Source organism: Micromonospora sp. NPDC047134 (genome assembly GCF_040643455.1).
In the GTDB taxonomy this organism is placed as follows: domain Bacteria; phylum Actinomycetota; class Actinomycetes; order Mycobacteriales; family Micromonosporaceae; genus Micromonospora.
In genome coordinates this window covers 177,883-204,835 of sequence record NZ_JBEYUI010000006.1, presented here as the reverse complement: position 1 = coordinate 204,835, position 26,953 = coordinate 177,883, and the positions used below count along the sequence as shown (strand labels likewise).

The window sequence follows — 26,953 nt, the reverse complement described above, 5'->3', positions numbered from 1 at the left end:
CAGCGATGCGAGCACACGATCCGGCTGGCCGTGACGTCTCGGCCCGCCCCGTCACCCCGGCCCGGTCGGAGACCACCGGCGCCGAGCAGGCCCGGCCGGAGACGGGTGCGGTGCCCGTCGGGCCTGCCGGCGTCGGGCCGGGCGGTGCGGCGGCCAGGATCCTGGACCTGCAACACCGGGCGGGTAACGCCGCGGCCACCCGGGCGGTCCAACGGCTGCGCTGCGCCGACCAGGACCAAGGCCACGAGTCGGAGCCGGTGCAGCGGTCGGCGGTGAACCAGGTGCTGCGCTCGTCGGGCAGCCCGCTGGCCGAGCCGGTACGGCGGGACATGGAGGCCCGGCTGGGGGCGGACTTCTCCGACGTACGGGTGCACACCGGGCCGCTCGCCGAACGCTCGGCGGCGGAGGTGGACGCCCGCGCCTTCACGTCGGGATCGCACGTGGTGCTCGGCCCGGGTGGCAAGGACCGGCACACCCTCGCCCACGAACTCACGCACGTCATCCAGCAACGCTCCGGTCCGGTAGCCGGCACCGACGACGGTCACGGCCGACGGGTCTCCGACCCGGGCGACGCCTTCGAGCGGGCGGCGGAGGCCAACGCCCATCGTGCCCTGAGCACACCGCCGCCCGTACATGAGGTCCATCCGGTGTCGCAGGCGGCCGGGTCCGCACCCACGGAGTCGGCGACGGGCACACCGTCCGTCCAGCGGGTCACCGCCGACGAACTGCACCGGGAACCGGCCGGCCCGTCGGTCCAGGTCCGGGGGCCACGCCGGTCGCACTCGAGACGGCGCCCCGCCACCCAGGTGGAAGACCCGACCACCTGGACCGAGCTGGAGGCCGCCTACCATGCGGCTACCGGGCGGACCCCGCACAAGCAGCGCATCACCCTCGACACGGACCTGACCTCGCAGAGTGAGATGAGTCCACTGGGAACGGGATATGACCTCGGCACCGCGTTGACCAACGTGGCCCTACAGGCGGGTGTCTCGATGACCGGCGGTGCCACCGGTGCCCGCAGCAACGCCGAGATGATGGAGCAACTGGGTCGCCGGGACCCGGCGTCCCTGCCGTACTGGCAGGCCCAGGACGCGCGGGACCAGCAGCTCGCCACCGATGCGGTGGACCGGGCCACGCAGTACGCGAACGAGTCCGGCGACGAGAACGCGCAGGCCCGGCGGGACGTCACGGCCGCCATGCTGCGGGGGGTCCCGATGCCGGCGGCCGACGCGACGGACATGCTCCTGACCGTCAACGACGGTCTGGTCATCGGCGGAGCGCATCATGAGGAACCGTTCTTCGCCTGGGCGGTCGAACACATGGAGCGGCTGCACAACAACGGGGTGCAGACGATGTATCTGGAGTCGCTCCGGGAGGACGTGCACCAGCGCCTGGTCGACGCGTACCTCGCCGGCGGCGAGATGAGCCGGGAGCTGAGCAACTTCTGCGACAGCTACCGGGCGAGGTTCGCCGTCGACCTCGCCGGGTTCTTGGCCAAGGCGCGAAGCACGGGTATGCGGGTAAAGGGCACCGGCGGTCGGCCCGCGCGCCGCGTCGGCACGAACATCCACAGCCGCGCCGTTCTGCTGAACACCTATGGTGAACAGGTGGTCCGGCGGGACCGGGCGCAGACCGTCGCCTCGGGCGGCCAACCGGGCAAGTACCTGATGCAGGCCGGCGAGTCGCACGCCCGTACCCACGTAAATGCCCAATCGACCCCGGCGATCGCGGGCGACGTGGCCCTGCCCGACCGGTTTCCCGGCATCAACGAGTTGCTCGACGTCCCCGCCGTACGGCTCGAAGACGACTCCGACGACGGCAAGATCCTGCGCCCCGTCCCGCCGGAGCCGCGGTGAGTCGAGAGAGCACGGGTCGGGTGTCAGTCCGACCACGGTCGAGGCCGGCCTCACCGGGGGCCGGCCTCGATCCGGTCCGGGTCGTCGGACTCGGGCCCGGCGGCGGCCGGCAGCTCATCGGCCATGAGCTGCGCGTAGTCGTCGTTGGTGCCGACCAGCGCGTGGAAGATCTCCCGCAGTCTGCGTTCGTCCCTGTCCGCCCGGTTGATCTGCTCGGTCAGTTTGGCGTCCTCCGCCTTGAGCTTGCGCAACCAGTCGCCGCCGAGAGTGACCCGCATGGTGTCCAGCTTGCCTACCCCGATCTTGTCCTGCTTGAGCCCACCGACGCTGGACGCCGGGTTGGCGGTCGCCTCGGTGGACTTGGCGGTGTGGCGGTATCCGACCGGATTCCTCGGGGCGTTCGGATCAGGTTTGGACAGCCCGATCGCGTGCAGCAGGGTGTCTCGCACCGATTCGGGGGCGGTGGTCTCCAGGCCGATCTGGAGCCAGCCGATGTCGCTGGTGGTGGGCGGTTTGTAGACGAGCAGGATGTGACCGTGCAGGCCGTTGGGTAGCACCACGTCACCGTTGAAGTCACGGCTGCCGATCCCACCGGCCGCGATGTCCGCGCCACGCTCGTCGCGCTGGGGATACTTCACGAGTTTGCCGGCCGTCGCCTTCACACCGCCGACCTCGCGTAGCGTCTCCTCGCTGCCGCCGGTCATGTCGTGCGTGCTGAACGCCCGCTTCGGCAGGTTCCGCATCCCCAACCACTCCGGCAGTGACCTGCCACCGATCGGTTCCGCGGTCTCCTCCCGGGGGATCTCCACCCGGACGTTGACCCGCCCGCCGTGCGCGAGGGCCCGCGCCACGGCTCCGGTGTGGCGTCGCCACTGCCGGTCCGCCGATTTCTTCCCCTCGGCCCCGGCCACCTCCAGACCCTGTTGGATGATCACGAAGAGCCGCCGGAGCAGCGTGTTGGCCTGCTGGTTCTTCCGGTTGAACTCCTCGATCTGGTGCGCACTGAGTGCCTCGGTGCCCTCCTGGCCGGCCTGGAGGTCCTGGGCGGCGAGGGTGGCCGCGAACGTGTCGCGCACGTCGGTGGTCAGTTCCGCTTCCAGTTCCTCGCGCAGCGGGTCGCCCTCCGGCGCGGACCGCATCATGATGCCCCGGGCCAGCACGTACGCGGGGGTGTCGCGGATGCCTCCGGCATCCGCCCGCCTGCCCCAGGCCAGAGTGGCGACGTACAGTCGCTTCCCCGGCGGCAGTTGCAGCCAGTCGTAGTACTTGCTGGCGTCCAGGTACGCCTGTGCCTCCTCGAACGACCCGGTCTCGGCCTGCACCGCGCTGCCCGGACCGGCCCGCTCGATCTCCGCCTGCTCGGCGGCGCTGAGCAGCGGTCCCCGGGACAGGCGCGAGGTGTAGTCCGGTGCCGCCTGCTCGGTCGCGGTCGACTGGGCGCCGCCGGGTGACCGCTGCACCGGGAGGGCCGGGCCGGTGCTGCGGTCACCGGAGAGGGCCGCGGCGACGGCCGCGTTACCGGCGGTCTGCTGAAGCGCCATGATCGGGTGTTCGGGTCGGGCGCCGGGTGTGGCGCCGCCACGAGGGCCCGGGCCCACCGTGCCGCGCTCGCCCTGGTCCTGCTGACGCCACTGTCCTGACCGCATCGCGCTCCTTTCGAGGCCGCCGGATCGCCTGCTGTTCGCCAGTCTGCGCGGTCCGCCGGGCAGTTCGCGGGGGCCGCGAGGGCACCTTCCCGGGTAGGGCGCCCGGGACGCATCGGGAACCGTCGGCGGTGCGGGTGGGCACCGGCCGGACCCGCACAACTCTGGGCAGCAGGCCGTCAGGCCAGCCGCAGCGCCCGCTTGAGAAAGGTGACCGCCTGGTTGATGGCCGCCTCGGCCGCCTCGGTGCTGCGCAACGCGTCGAGCATCACGAAGTCGTGGATGATGCCCTGGTAGCGGGTCGCCGAGACCTGGACGCCGGCCGACCGCAGCCGGTGGGCGTACGCCTCGCCCTCGTCCCGCAGCACGTCGGCCTCGGCCGTGATGACCAGCGCCGGCGGCAGCCCGGCGAGATGTTCCGGAGTCGCCCGCAGCGGCGAGGCGGCCATCTCGGCCCGGGACGCCTCGTCCGGCGCGTACTGGTCCCAGAACCAGCGCATCGTGTCCCGGCGCAGGTGGAAGCCCTCGGCGAACATCCGGTACGACCCGGTGTCGAAGCGGGCGTCGGTGACCGGGTAGAACAGCACCTGCCCGGCCGGTCTCGGCGTACCGCGTCGCTTCGCCAGCAACGTCACCGCCGTCGCCAGGGTGCCGCCCACCGAGTCGCCGGCCACGGCGATCCGCTCACCGTCCAGGTCGGTCGCGCCCGGGTCGGCGAGCCAGCGCAGCACGGCGTGACACTCCTCGACCGCCACCGGGTAGCACGCCTCCGGCGCCAGGCTGTAGTACGGGAAGACGACCGCGGCCCCGGTTCCGGCGGCCAGTTCCCGGACCAGCCGGTCGTGGGTGCGGCGACTGCCGAGCACCCAGCCGGTGCCGTGCAGATAGAGGATCACCGGCAGCCGGCCGATGGCACCGGAGGGCCGGACCACCCGCACCACGATCCCACCGCCGGGTCCACAGGGCACCACCCGCTCGTCCAGGTCGGCCTCCGGCCTGGGCAGATTCCCGGACTGGAGGTCCTCCAGGATCTGCCGGCCCCGATCCGGCCCGAGCTCGTGCAGGTACGGCGGTCGCGCGGTCGCCTCGGCGAACTGGCGGGCGGCGGGTTCCAGCACGATCCCGGCGGGATCGTCTCGCCTGGGGATGGGCATCCGAGCACTCCGGAAATCCGGGCCGCGCACGCGGCGGAGACATTCCGAGGTGTACCCCGGGTACGCGGAGCCTCTCCGGCCCCCGTCCGGAGAGACATCCGCCATCTGACGGCACTCCGGACGGACTGCCCCTTCGGGTAGTGGCCGCTTCCCCGCCGCCCGCCCGTCGAGTCATGGTCGCCGGTGCCGAGCGTGACCAGACTTCTCCTCACGGATAGCCGTCGTGCCCGAGGGAGCGTGTCATGCCGTCGTACCTGTCACCCGGGGTGTACGTGGAGGAGGTGCCGAGCGGCTCGCGCCCGATCGAGGGTGTGGGCACCGCCGTCGCCGCCTTCGTGGGCTTCGCCGCCAGGGGACCGTTCCACACCCCGACCCTGGTGACCAACTGGAGCCAGTTCGTCCAGACCTTCGGCGGGGCGGTCGACGACGCCTATCTCGCGCACGCGGTGTACGGCTACTTCGCCAACGGTGGCGGCCTCTGCTACGTGGTGCGGGTCGGTGCCGCGGAGGCGACGACCGGGACGGGCCGTCCGGCCGTCGGGCCGCCGGTGGCGCTCGGCACCTTCACCGTCACCGCCCTGCCCGGCTCCGGTGACGCCGGTGAGCTCACCGTGGAGGTGGCCGACGTCGAGGGGGAGTCCGTGCCGGAGGACCGGTTCCGGCTGGTCGTCCGGCAGGGCGGCACGGAACGGGAGGCGTTCGACGTCTCCGCTAAGCGCAACACCAAGGCGTACGTGGTCAACCAGGTACGGGAACGGTCCAAGCTGATCGCGGTCGAGGAGGCGGCACCGGCGAGTTCGCTGGCCCGGCCCTCGAAGCAGTCGGTGAGCGTACCGCCGGTGCCGACCGAGGAGGCCGGCCTGCCCGCCCGGATCTCCGCCGACGACTACGTGGGTGACGCGGACGCCCGGACCGGCTTCGGCGGGCTGGAGGCGGTCGACGAGATCACCATGGTCGCGGTGCCCGACCTGATGTGCGCGTACCAGCAGGGCCGGATCAGCCTCGACGACGTCAAGGCGGTGCAACTGGGGGTCATCTCGCACTGCGAGCAGATGGGCGACCGGATGGCGGTCCTCGACCCGCCGCCGGAGCTGACCGCCCGGCAGGTGCTGACCTGGCGACAGGACGAGGCGGGGTACGACTCCCGGTTCGCCGCCCTCTACTACCCCTGGATCAAGGTGTTCGACCCGGCCAGCGGGCAGCACCGGTTCCTGCCGCCGAGCGGACACGTCGCCGGCCTGTGGTCGCGGACCGACGCGGAACGCGGGGTCCACAAGGCCCCGGCGAACGACGTGCTGCGCGGCGTGATCGAGGTGCAGAACACGGTGACGAAGGGCGAGCAGGATCTGCTCAACCCGGTCGGGGTGAACTGCATCCGCACCTTCGCCGGTCGCGGCATCCGGGTGTGGGGTGCCCGGACCCTCTCCTCGGACCCCGCCTGGCGCTACATCAACGTGCGCCGGCTGTTCAACTACATCGAGGAGTCGATCCTGCTCGGCACCCAGTGGGCGGTCTTCGAGCCGAACGACGAGCGGCTCTGGGGGACGATCCGGCGCAACATCGCCGCCTTCCTCACCGAGGAGTGGCGTGCCGGGGCGCTGTTCGGCAGCACGGCCAGCGAGGCGTTCTACGTCAAGTGCGACCGGGAGACCAACCCGCCGGAGTCGGTGAATCTCGGCCGGGTGGTCTGCGAGGTCGGCGTCTCCCCGGTGCGGCCCGCCGAGTTCGTCGTCTTCCGGATGTCGCAGTACTCCGACAGCACCAGCCTCGTCTCCGAATGACCCGACGCGTACGCACCACAGACCTCGATGTGACGGCTAGGAAAGGACGGTAGCCAGCGATGGCGGAGACGGGCGACACCTTCGTTACCCACCGGTTCCAGGTGGAACTGGGCAAGGCACGGGTCGAATCGGTCCAGGAGGTCAGCGGCCTCACCGTGGAACTCGACGCGATCGAGGTCACCCAGGTCACCCCGACCGGGGAGTACATCATCCGCAAGATCCCGGGGGCCCGGAAGGGCGGCGAGGTGACCATCACCCGCGGCCTGGACAAGAGCAGCGCCTTCACCGAATGGATCAAGGACACCTATGAGAAGGGCGCGATCAACACGGCCCGGCAGAACATCAGCGTGATCATCGTGGACGCGGAGAACGCGGAGCAGCGCCGGTGGGACCTGACCAACGCCTGGGTCAGCCGGTGGGAGGGGCCCAGCCTGCGGGCCGGCGACACCTCCCCGGCCACCGAGAAGATCACGATCGTCTTCGAGGGGATCACCAGTTCCTGAGGTCCACGGCGATCCGTGACCTTCCCCCGTGCATCTGCACCGATCCTGTGAAGGGAGGCAGCGGCGTTGCCATCCGGCCCGGACGGCCGGGGTGGCACGCCGCGAGGTCGATGAGGCGACGTACCGTTTCGCGCACCGCCCTGGACGAGCCGCCGGACGGCGAGGACCTGGCCCCGGCGGCCGTTCCCACCACCCCGTCCGCCCCGCCCCGGCTGCAGACCGAGTTCTCCTTCGAACTGCCCCGGGGGTACGTCGACGAGACGGGAACCGTGCACCGGGACGGCAGCATGCGGCTGGCCACCGCCCGGGACGAACTCTCCCCGCTGGTCGACCTGAGGGTCAAGGACAATCCCGCGTACCTGTCGGTGGTGCTGCTCAGCATGGTCATCACCCGGCTGGGCACGATCACCGATGTACGGGCCGAGCAGGTGGAGCAGTTGTTCGCCTCGGACCTGGCCTTCCTGCAGGACTTCTACCGGCGGATCAACGCGGAGGGACACAGTCGCGCGGCGGTCACCTGCCCGCACTGCGCCTCGGGCTTCGAGGTGGACCTCGCCGGTGGTCGCCCGGGGGAATCGTGACGTACGCGGCCGACCGGCTCTACGAGGAGGTCGCGTACGTCGCCTACCACTTCCACTGGTCCCGGGACGAGATCCTCGACCTGCGTCACGACGAGCGACGGCGCTACGTCAAGGAGATCGCCGCCATCAACAACCGCGTCAACGAGGGGCGGTGACCGACCATGGGCCTACGAGACCTGTTCCGGCGGCGGGGGGAGCGAGCCCGAACCACCGCGGCCCCGGCCCCGGTTCCGGCCCCCGGACCGACCCGGGGCATCGCCGATCCGGGCTGGCGGGACGTGCCGCCGATGACCGGTCTGGTCGGCGGCGCCGAGGTGTCGCTCAGCGACCCGGTCGGGTTCCGCAACCGGCTGGCCACCTGGCAGAACCCCGCCTTCCGGAGCCCACCGGCGCACCTGGTCAGCCCCGACGCCCCCAGCGGGTTGGCGCACGACCTGCTCCGTCCGCTCCCACCGGCACCGGCGTCGGCGGCACCGCCCCGGTGGGTCCTACCGGTACTGCGTCGACCCGACAGTGGCCCACCCTCCCCGACCCTCGCTGAACCGCCTGGACCCGACACCTCTCCGGCGACCGAGGCCGCAGGTGCGCCGCCGACCCGTTCCGCCACGACCCCGCCCCCCGCGAAAGCGACGCCGGTACGCCCGTCCCCGGCTCGCCGGACCGGTACGCCCTTGACGGTCGCCCGGGTCGCCGCCGCGCCTCGACGACTTCCCAGCACCCTGCCCGACCGCACCGGTCAGTCCGCCCGGCCACCGGCCCCCGCCGCCCGGACCGGTGCGGATCCCGGCGGTTCCCCCGGCAACGCCGCCAGTTCCGGCGCCGCCGCCTCGGCGCCTTCCCCCAGGCCGTCGCGGAGCACCCCGGCGCCGGTCGCCCCGGTCTCCGCCGCCACGGATCCCTCCCCGCTCGGGCCCGGCGCGGCCACCCCGCCTCCGGTCGTCGCGGCGCCGACCGGGCGTGGCCCGGCGTCCGAGGCACCGGACGCGCCGATGTCAGGGGTCCGCCGCACCGGTGCCTCGGGGCCCCGCCTCGGTCTCGGTGAACCCATCGTGTTGCCGGCGCCCGACCCGTCCGCTCCGGCCACGGTGCTCCGGCCGGCTTCGCCCCTGCCCCGGTCGACGCCTCCGGAGTCCGGTGCCGGAAGGTCCGGTGCGGACGCCAGCACCGGGACTCCGCTGCAACGGTCGAGTGTGGACGGCCACCGCACCCCATCGGCACGGCGTACGGCCGGAGCAGCTGAGCCGGACCGAGGTCGACCTGCCGGTCCGTCCGGCGCATCTGGGCGGAGCGGGACCGCGCCGCACGACCGTCCCGGCACCTCTGCGGTGCCCGCTGCTCCCACCGTCCCCGCTAACAGCCCGATCCCGCTGGTCCGACTCGGCCCGTCCGGCCCCGACGCTGCGACGCCACGCCCCAGCCCGACCGCTCCTGGCCCGACCGCCGGGGCAGGCCTCTCCGGCTCCGGCGACGGACCGTCTCGGGGCGTTCCAGCGGGTCCGAGCGGTCCACCGGTCCACCGGCCAGGCCCGCCGTCTGGACCGCCAGTCGGCCTCGGGGCCCCGCTCGACCCGGAGGTCCGGCCCCGACTCGTGACCAGGTCCCGACCGCCGGCCGGCTCCGCCCCGACCGACCTGCCCCGACCTTCCGCCAACCCGGCCGCCCCTTCCGCCGCCGCACCCGGCTCGTCCGGTCCGTCGACGCCGCGCACGCCGCCGGAGCCGCGCCCGACCAGGAGAGACGGCCCGGCCCGGAGTGGCGGCGCGGCCCGGAGTGGGGGTGCTGCCCCGAGTGGCGGCGCGGTCCCGGCCGGGGCCGACGCTGCGGGCCGAGCGGCCCGGTCGGTGCAACGGTCCGGCGAACCGCATTCCCGGCTGCCGGTCGAACGGCCGCACCCCGAGGGGTCCGCCGGGCAATCCCGCACCCGGGTGCCGGCCCTCCGACCGCAGTCCTCGGCTCCGATCACCGACCCGCCGCGTCCGGACCTCACCCTGCCGGCGTCGGTCACCGCCCCGCCGCGTCCGGACCTTGCCCTACCGCCTCCGCACAGCACCTCACCGGCCTCGGTCACCACCGCGCCGGCGGCGGATGCCGGGCCGACCGCGAGGCGGGCAGGTCGAGCGGCCCCGGCCCGGGGTGCCGCCGGGAGCGGACCGGCCGGCGGGCGGCCGGACCTGGTTCCGTTGCTCGGCGGACGGCCCGGGCTGCCGATCCTGCGTCGCACCACCGCGACCCCGCCGGGACACCGCGCGGCCTCCGTGACGACGCTGCCCGCCGGCCCGGCCGGACGGGCGGTGCCGATCCGCTGGAGCCGCCCCTCCGGCGTCGGGTCGGACCCGTCGGCCGGCACCGCCACGACGACCGGCCGGACTCCGCCAACCAGCAGGGAGGTCCCCGCCATGACGGGTCCCGCAGCAGTTTCCTCCGGCGTCCAGACCCGGACCACCCCGGCCCTGCTCCCTCGGCCGACGCCCACGCGACCACTCCGCCGGCAGGTCGCCGGTCCGCGACCGGCGTCCGCCGTCGCCGTGCCGTCGCCGTCGACGCCCGGTCCGGTTCCGGCTGCCGGAGTCCGGCCGGCGGCGGGCGGTGCCGCCGGGGCCGGAGTCGGAACAGCTCCTCGGAGTGCGGCCTCCTTCCGAACGGCTGACGCCGCGTTGCCGGTGCAGCGGGCCTCGCACGCCTGCACCGCCGGCAGCACTCCGACGCCGACGCCGCCCCGGTCCGGACCGGCTGTTCAGAAGCGGTCGGCTACGGCCGACCCACCGACCGCCGGCCGGGTGAGGAGCACCGGCAGCACCGGTACGACGGCGGGTTCGGACCCCACGGGCGGTCGCCCGCGCGGCTCCTCGGGCCCGGGACGTGAGGAGCGGGAGAGCGCCGAACGGTTCCACCATCTGGACCGCCGGGCGCTGGACGAACTGGCCCACCGCCTCGTCGAACCGATCTCCCGGCTGCTGCGGGCCGAACTCCGGCTGGGCCGGGAGCGTACCGGCCGATGGTTGGACGGTGCCCGATGACCGGTACCGATCCGGGCACCAGTGTCCACTTCCGACTCCGCATCGACGGGATCGACCTCGGCGACTGGAACTCGTGCGACGGGCTCGGCTGCGAGGTCGAGGTGGAGCAGCACCAGGAGGGCGGAAACAACGGCTTCGTCTGGCAACTGCCGTCCCGGGTGCGCTACACCAACGTCACCCTCACCCGGCCGCTGATTCCGGACACGGCCAAGGTGGCCCGCCTGCTCTCCACCCTGCCTCAGGGAATCACCCGGGGCACCGCCCAGATCGCGGCACTGCGGCCCGACCGGGCCCTGCTGGTGCAGTGGGGCCTGGCCGACGTCGTACTCGTGCGCTGGACCGGCCCGTCCTTCGGGCCCAGTCGCTCCGAGGCGGCGACGGAGAGCATCGAACTCGCGTACAACGGTTTCCTGGAGGTGGGCTAGGTGCCACGCCCAGGGTGCCGGACCGGTACGGCGGTGGCGTCATGACCAGACCGACCGGCAAGGTCTCCGCGTTCCTCCAGCGTTACCAGCCGCCACAGGGCGGCGGCAACCGGCCCGGCGGCCGGCTCGACGGCCCGATCGTCTTCATGTTCAACCCGAACCAGTTGACCCTGACCAAGTCGGCGGCCTGGATCCCGCACGTGGTCCGCGGCGCGGAGCAGGTCGGGATTGCGGAGTTCAGCGGCTCGGAGCCGCGCACCCTCTCCCTGACGGTGTTCCTCGACGTGACCGACACACACGGCCGTACCGTGCAGCAACGGGTCGAGACCCTGCTGTCCTGCTGCACGCCGACCATGGCCAGCATCGCGGCCAAGGCGCCGTCGCCACCGTGGGTGAAGTTCACCTGGGGCCAGTTCCAGACCGTCTCGTTCTACTCGTACGTCAGCCAGGTCACCGCGACGTACACCCTGTTCAACAGCTCCGGTACCCCGCTGCGGGCGACCTGCGACCTGACCCTGACCGAGATCAGCGGCAGCAAGCCCGGCCAGAACCCCACCTCCGGCGGTCGCTCCGCCCGACGAATGCACCGGGTGGTCGACGGCGACTCGCTGCCGCTGCTCGCCCACCGGGAGTACGGCGACCCGACGGTGTGGCGGGTCATCGCGGAGGCGAACGACCTCGACGACCCGACCCGGCTCCGCCCCGGCACCGAGCTGCTGCTGCCCGCCGCCGACGAGTTCCGGCCCGTGCCGTCCCGCGACCTGGGCACGCCGGCCGGGACGGTCGCCCTCGCTGGCGAAGGTAGGTAGATCGCGTGTCCGAGGGGAACCTCACCAATCTGCTCAAGGTCGGCCTGCCGGTGGACGAGCTTCCCGATCCGTGGGCGGACGACTTGGTGTACGGATCCGTCGACGACGGCTCCGGGGTACCGGCGGCGGCGACCCTGCGCTACCGCGACCCGGGATCCCTGCTGCTGGAGAAGACCGGGATCGAGATCGGCCGCAAGCTGACCGTGGCGGTGCGCACCGGGGATGGCACCGGCGAGACGGCGCTGTTCACCGGGGAGGTGGTGACCGTCGAGACGGAGTTCGACGGCACCGGCACCTACACCACCATCCGGGCCATGGATCTGTCGCACCGGCTGATGCGCGGTCGACGGGTCGCCAGCTACCGCAACCAGAAGGCCTCCGACATCGCCCGGGACCTGGCCCGGTCCGCCGGTCTGCCGATCGGCCGGATCGATCCCACCACCGTGGTCTACGAGGTGGTGTCGCAACCGAACGTCAGCGACTGGGAGTTCCTCACCATGCTGGCGGCCGACAACGACGCCGAGGTGGCGGTGGTCGACGGCGAGTTCGAGTTCCGTCGACCCGTCCGCGCCGCCTCCGCCCCGGGCCCGCAGACGACCGCCGAGCGCAGTGACTTCGTCGCGGAGGTGGACGGGAACGTACTCACCATGCGCGCCACCGTCACCTCGGTCGGCCAGTTCACCGACGTGGAGGTGCGGGGCTGGGATCGCCGGACCCGCCAGCCGGTGATCGGGCGCAGCCCGGTACGCGACAGCGACGAGCTGAGCCTCCCGGTGACCGCCGGGGAGGTGGCGGCCCGGTTCGGTACGGCGGAGATGCTGGTCGCCGACGTGCCGTACGAAACCCTGGCCGAGGTCGGTACGGTGTCCCGCGCCCTGGCCGCCCGGGTGGCGGCCGGCCTCGCCGAACTCGAGGTGACCGTCCGGGGCAACCCGCGGCTGCGGGCCGGGGTGCCGTTCGCGCTGACCGGGGTGGGGCAGCCGTTCGCCGGAAAGTACACCGTGACCACCAGCCGGCACGTCTTCGGCCCGGCGCGGTTCTACCAGACCTGGCTGACGGTAAGCGGCGGCCGGGACCGGTCGCTGTCCGGGCTGGCCGGCGGCGACCGGTCCCCGGCCCGGTCGGCCCGGATGCCGGGACTGGCCATCGGTGTGGTCACCGACGTCAACGCCGCGATGGACCGCAACCACCCGGAACGCCGGGACCGGGGCTGGGTCAAGCTGCGGTTCCCGTGGCTGAACGACAAGTACGAGACCGACTGGGTCCGCACGGTGCAACTCGGCGGGGTCGGCGGTGGCGGGGTCTACTGCCCCGAGGTCGGCGATGAGGTGCTGGTCGGGTTCGAACAGGGACTGCTCGACCGGCCGTACGTGGTCGGTGGGCTTTACAACGGCGTCGACCAGCCCTCGCCGCACGACGTACCGCTGGTCGACCCGACGAGCGGGGCGGTGAACCGGCTCTCGTTCGCCTCCCGCCAGGGCCGGGCCGCCGGCCGCCGGAGCACCGGCAACTGGGTGGAACTGCTCGACGGGCCCACCGCCAACACCCCGCAGGGGGTGCGGATACGCACCCACAGCGGCACCGACAACCTGCTGCTGCACCTGGACCGGGCCGGTACCTCGGTGGTGGTCCGCAGCGACGGCAGCGTGGTGATCGAGGCCAAGACGGAGGTCACCGTCGAGGGGAGCCGGGGGGTGTCGGTCGAGTCGGGCGGACCGGTCTCGGTCAAGGGCCGGGGCGTGTCGGTGGACGCCGGAGCCGGCGAACTGAAACTCACCGGGGCCAGCGTCGCCGTCAGCGGCCGGATCGTACGGATCAACTGAGACCACCGCCCCAGCGCCAGAGCAAGGAGAGACGCGATGCCACCAGCAGCCCGGATCGGGGACCGGATCGGCCACGGCGCGCCCACCGGTACCGTCGGTCCGCCCGGCGCCGGCGCGCCGGTGCCGACCGCCGGACCCACGCTCGGCGTCTCCAGCGTGCTGATCGGCGGCCTGCCGGCCGCGGTGGTCGGCACGCTGTGCACCTGTCCGGTGCCGCCGCCGCACCTGGCCCTCGGGCCGGGCAACGTCGTGCTGCCCGGCCCGCCGTCGGTACGCGGACAGGTGCTGATCGGTGGCTTCCCCGCCGCCCGGATGGGGGACCGGACCACCTGCTCGGCGACGATCCTGACCGGCGCCGCCAGCGTTCTCATCGGGGGCTGAGCGAGGTGGCGGAGCAGTTCATCGGCGCAGGTTGGGCGTTCCCGCTCCGGTTGGACGCCGGCGGCGGCATCGCCCTGGTCAACCGGGAGCGGGAGATCATCGAGGCGATCCGGCTGATCCTCGGTACCGCCCCCGGCGAGCGGCCGATGCGTCCCGAGTTCGGCTGCGGGGTGCACGACTACGTCTTCGCTCCGGCGGACGAGAACACCGCCGGGCAGATCGCCTTCGAGGTGCGGGCCGCGCTGGACCGTTGGGAGCCCCGGATCGAGGTCACCGACGTGCTCGTGGGCTTCGACGAGGTGCAGGCGGGCACCCTCTACATCGACATCCGGTACCTGGTGCGGGGCACCAACGATCCCCGCAACCTGGTTTTCCCGTTCTACGTGATCCCGTCGCACGACGGGCCCGAGACGGAGGCGAGGAACTGATGGCCCTGCCCGCGCCGAACCTCGACGACCGTCGCTTCCAGCACCTGGTCGACGACGCCAAGCGATTCATCCAGCAGCGCTGTCCGGAGTGGACGGACCACAACGTCTCCGACCCGGGCGTCACCCTGATCGAGGCGTTCGCCCAGATGACGGACGAGCTGCTGTACCGGTTGAACCGGGTGCCGGAGAAGAACTACCTGGCCTTCCTGGATCTGATCGGCGTCCGGCTCTTCCCGCCGACCGCCGCCCGGGCCGACCTGACCTTCTGGCTCGCCGCCCCGCAGGCCGAGGCGGTGCTGCTGCGGGCCGGTACCGAGGCCAGCACGGTCCGTACCGAGACGGAGGAGGCCATCGTCTTCACTACCGCCGCCGACCTGGCGATCGTGCCGTGCGAGCTGGTCCACCTGCGGGTACACCCCGCGGACGGGCCGGCGGCCGACCGTACCGACCAGGTGTGGGACGGCCGGGACGTCTCCTGTTTCGCCGACCCGCCCGCAGTCGGCGACGCCCTGCTGCTCGGCCTGGACTCGGCGGTCCCGTCCTGCGCGGTGGTACTGCGCCTGGAGAGCCGGGTCCAGGGCATCGGTGTAGACCCCCGGCAGCCGCCGCTGCGCTGGGAGGCGTGGGACGGTGCCGGCTGGGTGGAGTGCGAGGTGGACAGCGACTCCACGGGCGGGCTCAACCGGCCCGGCGATGTGGTGCTGCACGTGCCGGCCGGACACACCACCTCCACGGTCGGCGGCCAGCGGGCCGGCTGGCTGCGGTGCCGGCTGGTAGCGGCCGAGCCCGGCCAGCCGTTCTACTCGGCGTCGCCGACGATCCGGGCCGCCTCGGCCTTCACCATCGGCGGCACGGTCGCCGGGGTGCACGCCGAGACCGTGGTCGGCGAGTCCCTAGGCGAGTCCGAGGGGGTGCCGGGGCAACGCTTCCGGGTGCTCCGTCCGCCGGTGATTCCGGACGACAAGCCGTTCGTGGTCGAGGTCTCCGACGGCACCGGCTGGCAGGAGTGGGTCGAGGTGGACGCCTTCGGCGGCACCGGTCCGGACGAACGGTGCGTGACGGTGGACCGGACCACCGGCGAGGTGGCCTTCGGCCCGGCCGTCCGCGAACCCGACGGAACCCTCCGCCGGTACGGCGCGGTGCCACGCAACGGCGCCCGGTTGCGGGTCCGCCGGTACCGCACCGGCGGCGGGCGACGCGGCAACGTGGCCCGGGGCGCGATCTCGATGCTGCGCAGCTCGGTGCCGTACGTGAGCCGGGTGGAGAACCGGGAGGCCGCCGCCGGTGGGGTGGACGGCGAGTCGGTGCAGAGCGCCCGACAGCGGGGTCCGGTGCAGCTGCGGGCCCAGGACCGGGCGGTCACCGCGCGCGACTACGAGCTGATCGCCGGACAGGCGATGCCGGCTGCGGCCCGGATCCGCTGCCTGGCCGCCGGGGACGGCGCCGAAGCCGGCGGGGTACGCGTCCTCGTCGTGCCCGAGGCGGTCGCGGACGCGGGTGACCGACTGCGCTTCGAGCAGTTGATCCCGCCCGACGACATGCTGGCGACCGTCGCCGAGCATCTGGACGCCCGCCGACCCATCGGGGTACGCCTGGCCGTGGAGCCACCGTTCTACCAGGGCGTCACCGTGGCGGCCCGGTTGACCGCCCGGCCCGGGACGGCCGGCGAGCGGCTCCGGACCGCCGCGCTCGACGCGCTCTACGGCTATCTCAACCCGCTGCGTGGCGGGCCGGACGGGTCGGGCTGGCCGTTCGGCCGGCCGGTGCAGTCCGGCGAACTCTTCGGAGTGCTCCAGCATCTGCCCGGCGTCGCGTTGGTGGAGGAGGTGCTGCTCTTCACCGCCGACCCGGTCACCGGCCGGCGTGGTACGGCGACCTCCCGGGTGGCCCTCGACCGGCACGCGTTGGTCTTCTCCTACGAGCACCAGGTCCGGGTGGAGGAACGCTGAGACCGGCCCCGGCCGGAGAGAGGAGCGTGGCGATGCGTGGCGCGGTGCCGGGCCTCGGCACACCACATCCGTTCGGCAGCCGACTGCCGGCGATCTACGGCAGCGACGAGCTGGCCGGACGACTGCTCGCCGCCTTCGACGAGGTGCTGGCCCCGGTGCACTCGACGCTGGACAACCTCGCCGCCTATCTGGATCCCCAACTGGCTCCGGCCGACTTCGTCGACTGGCTCGCCGGCTGGGTGGCGGCCGAGACGGCGCCGGGGTGGACGCTGCGGCAGCGTCGCGAGGCGGTCGACAGCGCGGTGGCGCTGCACCGGGTACGCGGCACGGCTCGGGGCCTGGCCGAGCAGGTACGGACGGTCTTCGGGGTGCTGCCGGAGGTGACCGAGAACGGCGGTACGGTCTGGTCCTCGACTCCGGGCGGGCCGTTGCCGGGTTCGCCGGTGTGCGCCCTGACGGTGACCGTGCGGGTGGCCGACCCCGACCTGGTTCCGCTGGCCCGGCTGCGGGCTCTGGTGGAGGCCAACCGGCCCGCGCACGTACCGTGCGACGTCCGGGTGGTCATCGAGGACGGCCCGGTGGCCGGGGGTGATGACGATGGAACGCTGTGACCGGTGCGCGCCGGCCGAACCCGGCGGCGCGTTCTGCGCGGTCTGCGGATCATTCCTGGAATGGGAACAGGCCGGGAATGCGCCACCTCAGGCGGGGGGCACGCCGCCTCCGGCGACGGACGCGAGAACCACGGCGGACACGGGAACCACGACGGACCCGGGAATCACGGCGGACCCGGGAACCGCACCGGAGACCGGGAGCGCGCCGGACCGGCTGGCCGGCTCGGTCGTGGAGGCGGTCCAGCCGGCTCGGCCGCAGGCCCGCCGACCCGTGGTGCGACAACGTCCGCCCGAACCGGACGAGGGTTCCGGCGATGTCGTCTGCCCGGTCTGCGCGACCGGTAACCCACGGGGCCGGAGGTTCTGCCGGCGGTGCGGTGCGGCCCTCGACTCCGTCCGGCCCGGACCGGCGGCCTCGGTCTCGTGGTGGCGTCGGCTCTGGCGGGCCCTGATCCGTGGGGTGCGGTGGTTGGTCCGGCCCCGCTCGGGCGGCTGGGGGGTGGTCCACCGGATCGGCACCCTGCTGCTCATCTCCGCCCTGCTGGCCGGTCTCGGCTACGGCGTGGTCCAGCTCGGCACCCGGGCCAGCGACGCGGTACGTGACCGGATCGCCGATCCGGAACCGGTGAGTCCGGTGTCGGTGCGGGGTTCGAGCCAGGCGCGGAGCCACCCCGCGGAGTTGGTCGTGGACGGACTCAGCAACAGTTACTGGGCACCGGCGGCAAACGGCCCGGGCAGCGGCGAGTACGTGGAACTGACCTTCAACACGCCGTTCCGGCTGCTCGACCTGATCATCCATTCCGGTGTGTCGGCCCAGCGCGACGTGTTCCTTCGACAGGCCCGACCGGCGGAGCTGGAACTGACCGTCTGGAACGGTCAGGGCGGGTCGGAGACCACCACGTTGCGGCTTGCCGACCAGGCAGGTCCGCAGACCTTCCGCCGGGTCTTCCCGGACGTGATGCGGATCCGGTTGACCGTCCGCCACAGCTACGGCGCTGCCGCCGACCGTCGTACCGCGATCGCCGAGGTGGAGATATTCCGCCGGTCCTCCTGACGATGAGGGCGGTTCTCACGCCGCCCAGGCCGGTCCGGACACCCCGAGCGTCCGCAACACCTGGCCGTACGCGCTGCGGGTCCGCGCGGCCGCCGCCGCATCGCCGGCACGCTGGTGCGCCTCGGCCAGCACCCGCCAGGCGTCGTCACGGAATCCGTCGATCTCCAGTCCGCGCCGTGCCGCCGCGACCGCCGTCGCTAGGTGCCCCGCCTCCAGTTCGAGCGCGGCGAGGGTCGCCGCCGCCTCCGCCGCCGACGTGCGGTAACGGTCGCGTTCGGCCACCACCCACTCGGCCGGTCCGTCCTCCGGCAGCAGGTCGCCCGCGTACTGGGCGAGGGCCGCCCGCAGGGCAGCCGCCTCGGCGGACCGCTGCCCCGTACCGACCCTCCGGCGCCAGGCCGCGACCGCCTCCTCGAAGGAACGTACGTCGCAGAGCGCCGCGGGTGGCAGCGCCAGCCAGTAGGACTCGCCGTCACGCCGGAGGAAGGTGGACTCACCGCGCCGCACGCCGGGTTCGAGGAAGGCCCGAAGCGTGGAGACCCCGACGTGCAGACTGCGGATGCCGGACCGCACCGGTAGCTCCGGCCAGAGCGCGGACAGGATGACCTCGCGGTGCACCGGCCTCCCCCCGTGGGCGGCCAGAAAGCGCAGCAGGGCCCGGGCCTTCGGCCGTACCCTCGTCCAGTCCAACTGCCGCCCGGGGATCGTCAACTGGAACCCGCCGAAACAGCGCACCACTAGCGACGGACCGGGGTACCCGGACAGCGGCCCGACCTCCGGCCGTTCGGCCGCCCGGCTCCGGATCGTCTGGTGGATTGAATACCCCATCCTCGGAATCCTCCGTCCTGGCGTCGGTCGCTCTCGCGTAGACCCAGCCTGTCTCAGCGGACCGCCACGGACATCGGCTAGTTGACGTGAGCCGCTACGGCCCCGGCGGTAGCCGGATCCCGACCCCCGGCAGTGCGCCCTGGCCTGAGGAGACCGGCCGGGACCGCAGGTCCGGCGCACCGACTCCACGTCAGATGACGGATGTCCCCGGCGGAGCCGTGCGTCGTGGCCCCCGAGCGGCCGGTGGTGTCCGGTCGTCCGGCTCCAGGACCGGAGGCGGCCTCCGGTGCAACGCCTCACGGGCGATCTCCACCCGACTCCGTACGCCGAGCTTGCTCAGCACATGCGAGATGTGGGTCTGCACGGTACGCCGGGAGAGATACAGCTTTCGGGCGATGTCTGGCGTGGACCTTCCTTCGGCGACCAGGACGGCCACCCGGGTCTCGGTCGGGGTGAGCGCCTCCCAGCCGCGCTGGGCGCGGGCCGGTCGGGGGCCACGGACACCCCGACGGACGCCGGCCCGCCGTAGTCGTCCCTCGGCCCGACGGATGTCCCAGAGCGCACCGAGGGCGTCGTACCGATCGACCGCCTCACCCAGCAGCGTCCTCGCCTCCGCCTGCTGGCCGCCCCCGGCGAGCACCGCGGCCAGGTCCTCCAGCGTCCCGGTCAACTCCACCGGTGACCCGACCGATCGGTAGTACGCGACCGCCTCACGCAGCGGCGCCGGATCCTCGTCGAGCAGGCCCTGACACCGGCGCACCGCCGCGGCGGCCCGACCCGACGGGGACTCCGCCGCCGCCTCCGCCTGGCAGGCCTGCAACGCCGCCCGCGCCGCCGCCCGGTCGTCCACCGCCATCCCGAGTCGCACCAGCTCGGGCATCCACTGGTGGAGCAGGGTCATTTCGCCGGGTGCGCGTTCCAGGAGTGCCGACAGCAGCGACAGCGCCCGCGCCGGCTCCCCCTCCTGCTCGGCCGCGAGCGCGCGGGCAGCGAGCAGGAAGTCACGGTTCTCCCGGTCGGCGACGGTCCGGACGGGCAGCGCGAGACCCGCCCGGAGGTGCTCGGCCGCGGTGCCGTTGTCGCCACGGCGCCCGGCGATGAACGCGGCGACACCGTGCCAGAGCAACGCCGGTCCTCGCTCACGGAGCCCGGAGTAGGTGAGGCCGGTGGTGTCGCCGTCGACGGTGTCGAGTTCGGCCAGGGCGTCGTCCCACCGACCGAGCCAGTACAGCAACACGGCCGCAGTGAGCGGCGAGACGCCCTGACCGGATCCGGCGGCCCGCTGACCGAGGTCGCGGGCGCGGCGCAGCGTCACCTCGGCCTCCGGCCACCGGTCGAGGTTCTGCAGGCTGAAGATCCGACCGTCGAAGGCGAAGGTGCGCAGGTCGGTGTGTTCCGGTGCGTCGCCCAGCACCATCAGCGCCCGGTCGACGTAGCCGAGGGCGGCGTCGTGGTCACGCCGGATCGAGTGCGTCAGCCACAGGTCGGTCAACGCGTAGGCGATGGCGAACGCGTCCCCGGCCTCCTCTCCCACCCGCAGCGCCTGACGCGCGGTGCCGTCGGCGGTGTCCAACTCGCCGGTGCTGGCCCGCTCGAACATCGACAGTGAGGCCAGCAGGCGGGCCCGCCACACCGCCGGCACGTCCGGGCGGCCGAGCGCGCTTCGGAGCACGTCCACGGCCTCCTCGTTGCGGCCCTGGTGGAACAGTGTGCGGGCCAGTATCGAGGACATCTCGACCTGGTGTTCCGGCTGGGTCGCCAGGGCGAGCGCCTGCCGGGCCCGGTCGGCGGCCTCCGGATAGCGCCCGACGCCGAGCAGTACCCGGGCGAGTTCGACAGTCAGCGCGACCCGGTCGGTCCGGTCGAGTTGGCTCGCCTCCAGTTCCCGCTGCAGGAGTTCCAGCGCGATGTCTGGAGCCCTCGCGGCCAGTGCCGGCGCCGCCTCGACCAGCCAGGTACGGGTCCACTCGTCTCCCGGCCGGCCGGCCGCCAGTAGTTGTTGGGCCACCCGCAGCGGTTCGGCGCCTGCGGACACCAGGGCCTTCGCCGCCTCGCAGTGCAGCGCCGCCCGCAGCGCGGCCGGCACACTGTCGTACAGGGCCTGACGGATCAACGGATGCCGGAAGGCGAGCTGGTCGCCGACCCCGACGACGATGCCGGCGGCGACCGCGTCCTGCAAGCCCTCTGCCAGGTCGCTGGCCGTACGGCGCAGCAGCGCCGCAAGGTCGGTGACCGCGAACTCACCGCCGAGCAGTGACGCCGTGCGCAGCATCTGGGCGGTCGGCACCGAGACCACACTGAGCCGGTCGCTCAGCGCGGCCGTGAAGGAGGCCGGAACCCGTTTGAAGGCGTCGTCGGAGAGTTCGCCGTCGGCCAGCGCGGCGCCGACCGGCTGCTCCCGGGCCAGGGCGTCGAGCAGTTCACGCAGGTACAGCGGATTACCCATGGCCCGCCCGAGCAGGCGGTCGAGCGCGGGTCCCGGCGGCACCCCGAGCATTCCGGTGACCAGCGTACGGACGTCGTCCGCGTCGAGCGCGCCGACCGGAAGCAGGGTGCCGCCCCGGCGTAGCGTCGCCGCCCGCAAGGTCTGCACGTCCTGACGGGCCGGCACCGGACGGGTAGCGCTGACCAGTAGGAGTGGAAGTTCCTCGGCGGCCAGGGCGAGCCGGTGCCACAGCATCAGCGACGCCTCGTCCGCCCATTGCAGATCGTCGAGGACCAGCACGGTGGGAGTGTCGGTGGAGAGCTCGTCGACCAGTGACACGAGCATCTCTGTGGCGGTGTAGGCGATGTCGTCCGCGGCGAACAGCCCCGGTCGGTGGTCCTGGAGGAATTCGGCGATCCGCGCCCGGCGGGGGTCCGGCGAGCGCGGTCGCACCTGGAGGCAGTCCAGCATCACCCGCAGCGGAAAGCGGTGGGACAACTGGTCTGCGGTGCCCCACAGCAGTTCGTTGGGCCGCAGCCCGCCGCTGGTGAGCCCGGTGGCCACCAGGGTGGACTTGCCGATGCCGGCCTCACCCTCCACCCAGAGCACCGACCCCCGGCCCTGACGGGTGGCCTCGACGGCCGTGTGCAGTGCCGCCAGTTCCTTCTCCCGGCCGGCCCAGACGCTGGGCAGCTCAACTGGGAACATGACGGCGACACGCGTCCGAAATGGGAAAAGGGGCGACCATCACGGGCATATGCTAGCCGATGAGTTCGGACCATCCATCAACGGCCACTGATGTAAAAATGTAACAAGCAGCTATTCAAAATTGTTGCGCGTTAAAGAGTCCGGAGCGCCGGCTGCGGCCACCTGGAAGACACGGCGGGTGGGTGGGCTGATCACCAGGGGCTGGGTGCGTAGTCCTTGAGGAAGCAGCCGTACAGGTCTTCGCCCTGTTCGCCCCGGACGATCGGGTCGTAGACCCGGGCCGCGCCGTCGACCAGATCCAGCGGGGCGTGGAAGCCGGCATCCGCGAGCCGCATCTTCGTCGGATGGGGCCGCTCGTCGGTGATCCAGCCGGTGTCGACACTGGTCATCAGGATGCCGTCGGTCAGCATCTCCTGGGCGCTGGTGCGGGTCAGCATGTTCAGCGCGGCCTTGGCCATGTTGGTGTGCGGGTGTCCCGGCCCCTTGTAGCCGCGGGCGAACTGACCCTCCATCGCCGACACGTTCACCACGTACTTGCGGCGGGCCGTCGCGGCGGCCATCGCCGGTCGCAGCCGGCTGACCAGCACGAATGGCGCGGTCACGTTGCACAGCTGCACTTCGAGCAGTTCCACCGGGTCCACCTCGTGCACCCGCTGCACCCAACTGTTGACCGGGGCGAGGTCCGGCACCAGGCCGCCGGCGTCGATGGCGGTGGCCGCCGCGATCCGCTCCGGTGACGCGGAGCCGCTGGTCAGTGCGAGGGCGGTCAGCGCGTGCGGGGTGAGCATCGCCTGCGGTCCGGCGGTCAGACCGCCCGCCGACCCGCGCTGACCGACCGGCTTGGCGAACGAGATCATCTCCGGCAGCGGGCCCTCCGGCAGGGCGGCGGCCTCCGCGGCGACCAGTTGCGCGTACGCCTCGGGAGAGCGGCGGACGGTCTGCGCCGCGTTGTTGATCAGAATGTCGAGTGGCCCCTGGTCACTGACCGAGTCGGCGAGGGCGATCACCTGCGCCGGGTCGCGCAGGTCGATCCCGACGACCCGGAGGCGGTGCAGCCAGTCCGCGCTGTCGGGCATCGCGGCGAATCGGCGGACCGCGTCGTGCGGAAACCGGGTGGTCACCGTGGTGTGCGCGCCGTCACGCAACAGCCGCAGCGCGATGTACATGCCGATCTTCGCCCGGCCGCCGGTGAGCAGCGCCCGCCGGCCGGTCAGGTCGGTACGCGCGTTACGGCGCTCCCGGTTGAACGCGGCGCAGGACGGGCAGAGCTGGTGGTAGAAGGCATCCACCTCGCGGTAGCGCTGCTTGCAGATGTAGCAACCACGCGGGTTGTGCAGGACACCGGCCGTGGTGCCGGTGGTGGGGGAGGCCAGCGGGATGCCCTGCGTCTCGTCGTCGATCCGCCCCGGAGCGCCGGTGGCAGTGGCGGCCGTCACCGCCTGGTCGGCCGCAAGGATGGCGTCCCGCCGTTCCGTACGGCGCCGCTGCTTGATCATTTTGTAGAGCTTCGCGGTGGCACGTTGCACCCGCACCACATCGGGATGATCCGGAGGCAGCTCCTCCAAGGCCGCAAAGACGCTGAGACAGGTCTCCAGCTGACTGCGGTCGATGCCGCTGTGACCGTTTTCGGTAGTGATGTCTGCTGTCATGCTGCCGCTGTCTCATCCGTTCCTGCGCCGGATCCACCCCGGCCCACCCCAAGTCCGACCAGGAACTGTACGCAACACTTCGCCTTTGACGCATGCCGCGTCGGCTCAGCAGCCCAGCGGACCGCCGGAGCAATGATTGATCAAGCGTGACGCGGGTCGGGGATGCTGGGGACCGTGAGCGACGGGTACATCCGTTTGATCCCGACCGACCGGCAGTGGCAGCCCACGCCCGAGTGCGCCGCGGCAGCGACAGCGTACGTGGCTCGGCTCTTCTCCGGCCCCGAGGACGACGTCGAGGCAGTCGAGCACGAGTTCTACGACCAGGTGACCCTGATCGACGCCGGTGGGAACACCACCCGGATCTCCTGCTCGAACTGCGACGGCGACCTCGACGTGGAATGGTTCCACGACCTGATCGAGGAGCACGGTGCAGGGCTCGCCGGCACGAAGGTCTCGGTGACCTGCTGCGGCGCGCACGTCTCCCCGGACTCGCTACGCTACGACTGGCCGGTCGGGTTCGCCCGATTCGAGGTGAGCGCCATGAACCGTTCGACGGGCGCCGGAGCGCTGAGCCAGCGGTACAGAGCCGCCAACAGCACGGCGCTGACACCACCGGCTCCGGCCAGACCGACGAAGGCGAACGCAGCCACCACGATGATCCTGCGCCACCCCGCATCAGGCGGCAGCGTCACCATCGAGCCGATCCAGCCTCCGAACAGTCCTCCTGAAATGGCCAACAGGCACCCTGGTTCAAGCACCGACACCGCCGAGTGGAGTTTCCACCACACGAACTCCCGGCCCTCTCCCATCAGGCGGAGCCAGTACGAGCGCGACTATGTTGGCGTACCCGGCCAGGCGTGCCACCTCGTCATCATCGCCGCTGGCAAACGCCTTCAGCAGTAGCCCGACCGCATAGAGCATGATCGCTATGGACAGCGAAACCAGGGTGAGGCCTCTGAGTCGTCGCCGCTTGGCAGGTCCCCAGTCCATGACGGGCATCATGCCACCGCCGCGCTCCACTCCCGGTGCCCTGCAAGGACCGGATCAGTCTGCCTTCGCGCCGAATATGGCTATGGCGACGTATTCGCGGAACTTCATGGCATCCGCGAGACCGCATCGGTCTTGTTCATCTTGTCGCATGCTCCTGGTAGAAGTGCGACATGCCCCCACTAGGTGCTACCTCACTGGCGCACGAGTGCAGATTCCGACCGTGATGAGTACCCCCGCCGAGGTCGATCGTCTGCTCACCGCCGCCGACGAGATGACCGCGCGAGTCGGTCTCGGCCCGGACACCCGGACGGCCGTCGAGCGGGCTGTTGCCGCAGCCCGTCGTCTCGGCGATCCGGGGCGTCTGCTGCACGCCCTCGGCCGCGCGACTCTCAACCTCTCGCTGGAACGGCTCGCCGACGGCGGTGACGTCGCCGAACTTCGGGAGCAGGCCGAGGAACTCCTAGCCCTCGCCGGTGATCTGCTCGCCGATCCGGAGCACCATGCCGACTCCGTGATCCGTACCGTGCAGGCGGGTCAGATCCTGGCCGCCACCGGGCTGGCCGATCGCGGGCGCGACATCATCGAAGGAGTATGGCGGCTGGTCGACCCCCGGCCCACCGACAGCCTCGACGCGCGCCGTGCCCGGACTGCGGCACTGACCGGGCTGGTCACCATGCGAGGTGAGGCGGACCCCGGCGTCCTGGGACCGTTGGCTGCCGAGCTGGTCGACCTCCAGCGTGGCCTGGCCCGCGACACCGGGGACGCGGCCGCCCTGATCGACCTGATGGACGCCCTCGAAATCTTCGCGCGGGTAGCCGACACCCTGGGGCGGCCGGACCTGATGCGGGTGGCACTGACCGAGCAGTACTCCCTGGTGCAGATGTTTCAGGGCTCGGGAGCGCAGAAGCGACTCACGCAGATTGAGGCGTCGCTGGCGCAGCTGCCCCAAGCCGTACCGGAAATGCTGGTGATCCCCGGCCCCGGCGCATGGCGGCTGCGCGGCTCCTACCTGGATCTGCTGGCCCAACCCCCACCTACCGACATCATCGCCGGCGGATTCGCGGCCCGGCTGGCAGCGGAGTCGCGGGTGACCCACCCCGCAACCGGCAACCATCCGCCCGCCGACCCGTCGGCGATCACCGACTACGCCGCCAGACTCGACCACGGAATCTCGCTGTCCTATGAGGAACGACCAGCCGAAGCCGACCACGTCCTGGCCGAACTCGCCGACGAGTTGAGCCTGTACGACGGGACGACATCGGAGCCGACCCGCAGTGACGCCCGACGTCTCTGGGCCGCAGCCCTCTACCAGCGCGCGATGCTCCGACACCAGATCGGTCACAGCGACGACGCCTGGGACCTCGCCTGGCTGTCCGTAGTCGTCGCCGTCCGACGACACGAGAGCCTGCCGGCGCAGGACACCCTGATCGACGCGATCACCCACATGATCGACGCCGCCACGGTCGCGGATGCCGCCGGGCGCCCTCAGGACGCCGTCATGCTGTGGTCCGAGGCCGTCGACCGCTGCGCGGACGCGGACAACCCACGGCTGCGCCGCCTGCTCGGCGTGGCCCTGCACAACCTCGCCGCCGCGCTCCTCGAACGCCGAGAGCCCGCGAGCGCGACACCCTTGGCCGAACGCGCCTGCGCCATCCGCCGTGAACTGGCCAGGTCAGGCGACCAGCACGCGGTCTGGGAGTACGCGAACACGCTGCTGCTCACCGCCCGTCTGGCAGTCGAGCGGCAGAACTGGCAGATCGCCGTCGAACACCTGGCCATCGTGGGGCCGCTGCTGATGGCCATGCCGCAGCGCCCGGAAGAGATGCTCGGGCTTGCCGCAAGGCTCGTCCGCGAGGTCACCGCCCAGGCACCGGGCATGGTGCACCGGGCCGTCACCAATGGCTCCTGGCCCTATCAGACCTGGACCCCATCCGCGTAGCTGCCAGACGGAGTCAGGATCCCATGCCGGGACCCGGCGGATTCGTTGGCGGGAAGGGGAAAGGGCTGATCGGGACCGGGCTGGCCAGGTCCGGCGGCGGGGACGGGACAGGGCTGGGGAGGTCGACCGGTGGGGACGGGTCCGGGCTGATCGGGACTGGGCTGGGGAGGTCCGCCGGCGACCGGTCGGCGGGCGCGGACGGCGGCGGGCCGTCCCGGGTCACCGCCAAGGCCAGCGGCGTGCCGACCATGAGGGCGGCGACGGCGCCCGCCACCCCCACCGAGACGGTGAGGGTACGACGCCTACGCGCCCGAGCGACGGCGGAGTCTGTCAGATTCATCGGGACTGCCTCCTCGGCAAGATCGGTAAGGGTGGATCGGATGAGGTCGTCGAACGGGG

The 26,953-nt window shown here is 72.4% G+C and carries 23 protein-coding genes; 16 read left to right on the top strand and 7 right to left on the bottom strand.

The features are described from left to right. The first annotated feature begins 5 nt into the window (after window positions 1–5). Window positions 6–1,856, top strand: coding sequence for a DUF4157 domain-containing protein (locus tag ABZ795_RS11110; RefSeq protein ID WP_357530191.1), 1,851 nt, complete (start codon window positions 6–8; stop codon window positions 1,854–1,856). Between the two features lie 50 nt (window positions 1,857–1,906). On the opposite strand, the gene ABZ795_RS11105 is transcribed toward ABZ795_RS11110, so the two are convergent. Continuing rightward, window positions 1,907–3,502, bottom strand: coding sequence for a hypothetical protein (locus tag ABZ795_RS11105; protein WP_357530190.1), 1,596 nt, complete (start codon window positions 3,500–3,502; stop codon window positions 1,907–1,909). Window positions 3,503–3,678: 176 nt separating this feature from the next. Next, window positions 3,679–4,653, bottom strand: coding sequence for an alpha/beta hydrolase (locus ABZ795_RS11100; protein ID WP_357530189.1), 975 nt, complete (start codon window positions 4,651–4,653; stop codon window positions 3,679–3,681). A 242-nt stretch (window positions 4,654–4,895) separates the two neighbouring features. Here ABZ795_RS11100 and ABZ795_RS11095 point away from each other — a divergent pair, with 242 nt between their 5' ends. From ABZ795_RS11095 to ABZ795_RS11080, 4 genes are all read left to right on the top strand, one after another. After that, window positions 4,896–6,434, top strand: a complete 1,539-nt coding sequence (locus tag ABZ795_RS11095; RefSeq protein ID WP_357530188.1) for a phage tail sheath subtilisin-like domain-containing protein — start codon at window positions 4,896–4,898, stop codon at window positions 6,432–6,434. Window positions 6,435–6,493: 59 nt separating this feature from the next. Next, window positions 6,494–6,937, top strand: a complete 444-nt coding sequence (locus ABZ795_RS11090; RefSeq protein ID WP_203869023.1) for a phage tail protein — start codon at window positions 6,494–6,496, stop codon at window positions 6,935–6,937. Window positions 6,938–7,047: 110 nt separating this feature from the next. After that, window positions 7,048–7,518, top strand: coding sequence for a hypothetical protein (locus ABZ795_RS11085; RefSeq protein ID WP_327026490.1), 471 nt, complete (start codon window positions 7,048–7,050; stop codon window positions 7,516–7,518). After that, entirely contained in the window at window positions 7,515–7,673 is a 159-nt protein-coding gene (locus tag ABZ795_RS11080) for a DUF6760 family protein (RefSeq protein ID WP_327026489.1), read from the top strand. The genes ABZ795_RS11085 and ABZ795_RS11080 overlap by 4 nt, the downstream gene beginning before the upstream one ends. A 581-nt stretch (window positions 7,674–8,254) precedes the next feature. On the opposite strand, the gene ABZ795_RS11075 is transcribed toward ABZ795_RS11080, so the two are convergent. After that, window positions 8,255–8,410 carry a hypothetical protein gene (locus tag ABZ795_RS11075; protein WP_327026488.1) on the bottom strand — a complete coding sequence of 52 codons (156 nt, stop codon included), beginning with the start codon at window positions 8,408–8,410 and terminating at the stop codon, window positions 8,255–8,257. Between the two features lie 1,885 nt (window positions 8,411–10,295). Here ABZ795_RS11075 and ABZ795_RS11070 point away from each other — a divergent pair. The 9 genes from ABZ795_RS11070 to ABZ795_RS11030 are packed head-to-tail and all read left to right on the top strand — an operon-like array spanning window position 10,296 to window position 18,015. Beyond that, window positions 10,296–10,535 carry a hypothetical protein gene (locus tag ABZ795_RS11070; protein ID WP_327026487.1) on the top strand — a complete coding sequence of 80 codons (240 nt, stop codon included), beginning with the start codon at window positions 10,296–10,298 and terminating at the stop codon, window positions 10,533–10,535. Further along, window positions 10,532–10,960, top strand: a complete 429-nt coding sequence (locus tag ABZ795_RS11065) for a phage tail protein (RefSeq protein WP_327026486.1) — start codon at window positions 10,532–10,534, stop codon at window positions 10,958–10,960. The genes ABZ795_RS11070 and ABZ795_RS11065 overlap by 4 nt, the downstream gene beginning before the upstream one ends. A 41-nt stretch (window positions 10,961–11,001) precedes the next feature. After that, complete coding sequence (locus ABZ795_RS11060; RefSeq protein ID WP_357530187.1) at window positions 11,002–11,769, top strand: peptidase M23; 768 nt, start codon at window positions 11,002–11,004, stop codon at window positions 11,767–11,769. A gap of 5 nt (window positions 11,770–11,774) precedes the next feature. Further along, window positions 11,775–13,592: a VgrG-related protein gene (locus ABZ795_RS11055; protein WP_357530186.1), complete on the top strand. Its 1,818-nt coding sequence runs from the start codon at window positions 11,775–11,777 to the stop codon at window positions 13,590–13,592. A gap of 36 nt (window positions 13,593–13,628) precedes the next feature. Further along, complete coding sequence (locus tag ABZ795_RS11050; RefSeq protein WP_357530185.1) at window positions 13,629–13,973, top strand: PAAR domain-containing protein; 345 nt, start codon at window positions 13,629–13,631, stop codon at window positions 13,971–13,973. A gap of 5 nt (window positions 13,974–13,978) precedes the next feature. Beyond that, the gene (locus ABZ795_RS11045) at window positions 13,979–14,401 is read left to right on the top strand and encodes a GPW/gp25 family protein (protein ID WP_327026482.1); all 423 of its coding nucleotides are present in this window, start codon (window positions 13,979–13,981) and stop codon (window positions 14,399–14,401) included. After that, window positions 14,401–16,350, top strand: a complete 1,950-nt coding sequence (locus ABZ795_RS11040) for a putative baseplate assembly protein (RefSeq protein ID WP_357530184.1) — start codon at window positions 14,401–14,403, stop codon at window positions 16,348–16,350. The genes ABZ795_RS11045 and ABZ795_RS11040 overlap by 1 nt, the downstream gene beginning before the upstream one ends. Before the next feature lie 32 nt (window positions 16,351–16,382). After that, window positions 16,383–16,961 carry a phage tail protein gene (locus tag ABZ795_RS11035; protein WP_357530183.1) on the top strand — a complete coding sequence of 193 codons (579 nt, stop codon included), beginning with the start codon at window positions 16,383–16,385 and terminating at the stop codon, window positions 16,959–16,961. Beyond that, window positions 16,948–18,015, top strand: a complete 1,068-nt coding sequence (locus ABZ795_RS11030) for a hypothetical protein (RefSeq protein ID WP_357530182.1) — start codon at window positions 16,948–16,950, stop codon at window positions 18,013–18,015. The genes ABZ795_RS11035 and ABZ795_RS11030 overlap by 14 nt, the downstream gene beginning before the upstream one ends. Window positions 18,016–18,030: 15 nt before the next feature. Here the strand turns inward: ABZ795_RS11030 and ABZ795_RS11025 are convergent, their stop codons facing one another. From ABZ795_RS11025 to ABZ795_RS11015, 3 genes are all read right to left on the bottom strand, one after another. After that, the gene (locus tag ABZ795_RS11025) at window positions 18,031–18,843 is read right to left on the bottom strand and encodes a BTAD domain-containing putative transcriptional regulator (protein WP_357530181.1); all 813 of its coding nucleotides are present in this window, start codon (window positions 18,841–18,843) and stop codon (window positions 18,031–18,033) included. 190 nt (window positions 18,844–19,033) lie between these two features. Beyond that, window positions 19,034–21,976: an AAA family ATPase gene (locus ABZ795_RS11020; protein WP_357530180.1), complete on the bottom strand. Its 2,943-nt coding sequence runs from the start codon at window positions 21,974–21,976 to the stop codon at window positions 19,034–19,036. A gap of 191 nt (window positions 21,977–22,167) precedes the next feature. Further along, window positions 22,168–23,625, bottom strand: coding sequence for an SDR family NAD(P)-dependent oxidoreductase (locus ABZ795_RS11015; RefSeq protein WP_357530179.1), 1,458 nt, complete (start codon window positions 23,623–23,625; stop codon window positions 22,168–22,170). Window positions 23,626–23,799: 174 nt separating this feature from the next. Between ABZ795_RS11015 and ABZ795_RS11010 the strand changes: the two genes are divergently transcribed. Then, a complete protein-coding gene (locus ABZ795_RS11010; RefSeq protein ID WP_357530178.1) occupies window positions 23,800–24,528 on the top strand; it encodes a hypothetical protein in 729 nt (242 codons plus the stop codon). A 307-nt stretch (window positions 24,529–24,835) separates the two neighbouring features. Further along, window positions 24,836–26,554, top strand: a complete 1,719-nt coding sequence (locus ABZ795_RS11005) for a hypothetical protein (RefSeq protein WP_357530177.1) — start codon at window positions 24,836–24,838, stop codon at window positions 26,552–26,554. Between the two features lie 13 nt (window positions 26,555–26,567). Here the strand turns inward: ABZ795_RS11005 and ABZ795_RS11000 are convergent, their stop codons facing one another. Beyond that, window positions 26,568–26,894 carry a hypothetical protein gene (locus ABZ795_RS11000; RefSeq protein ID WP_357530176.1) on the bottom strand — a complete coding sequence of 109 codons (327 nt, stop codon included), beginning with the start codon at window positions 26,892–26,894 and terminating at the stop codon, window positions 26,568–26,570. Between the last annotated feature and the right edge of the window lie 59 nt (window positions 26,895–26,953).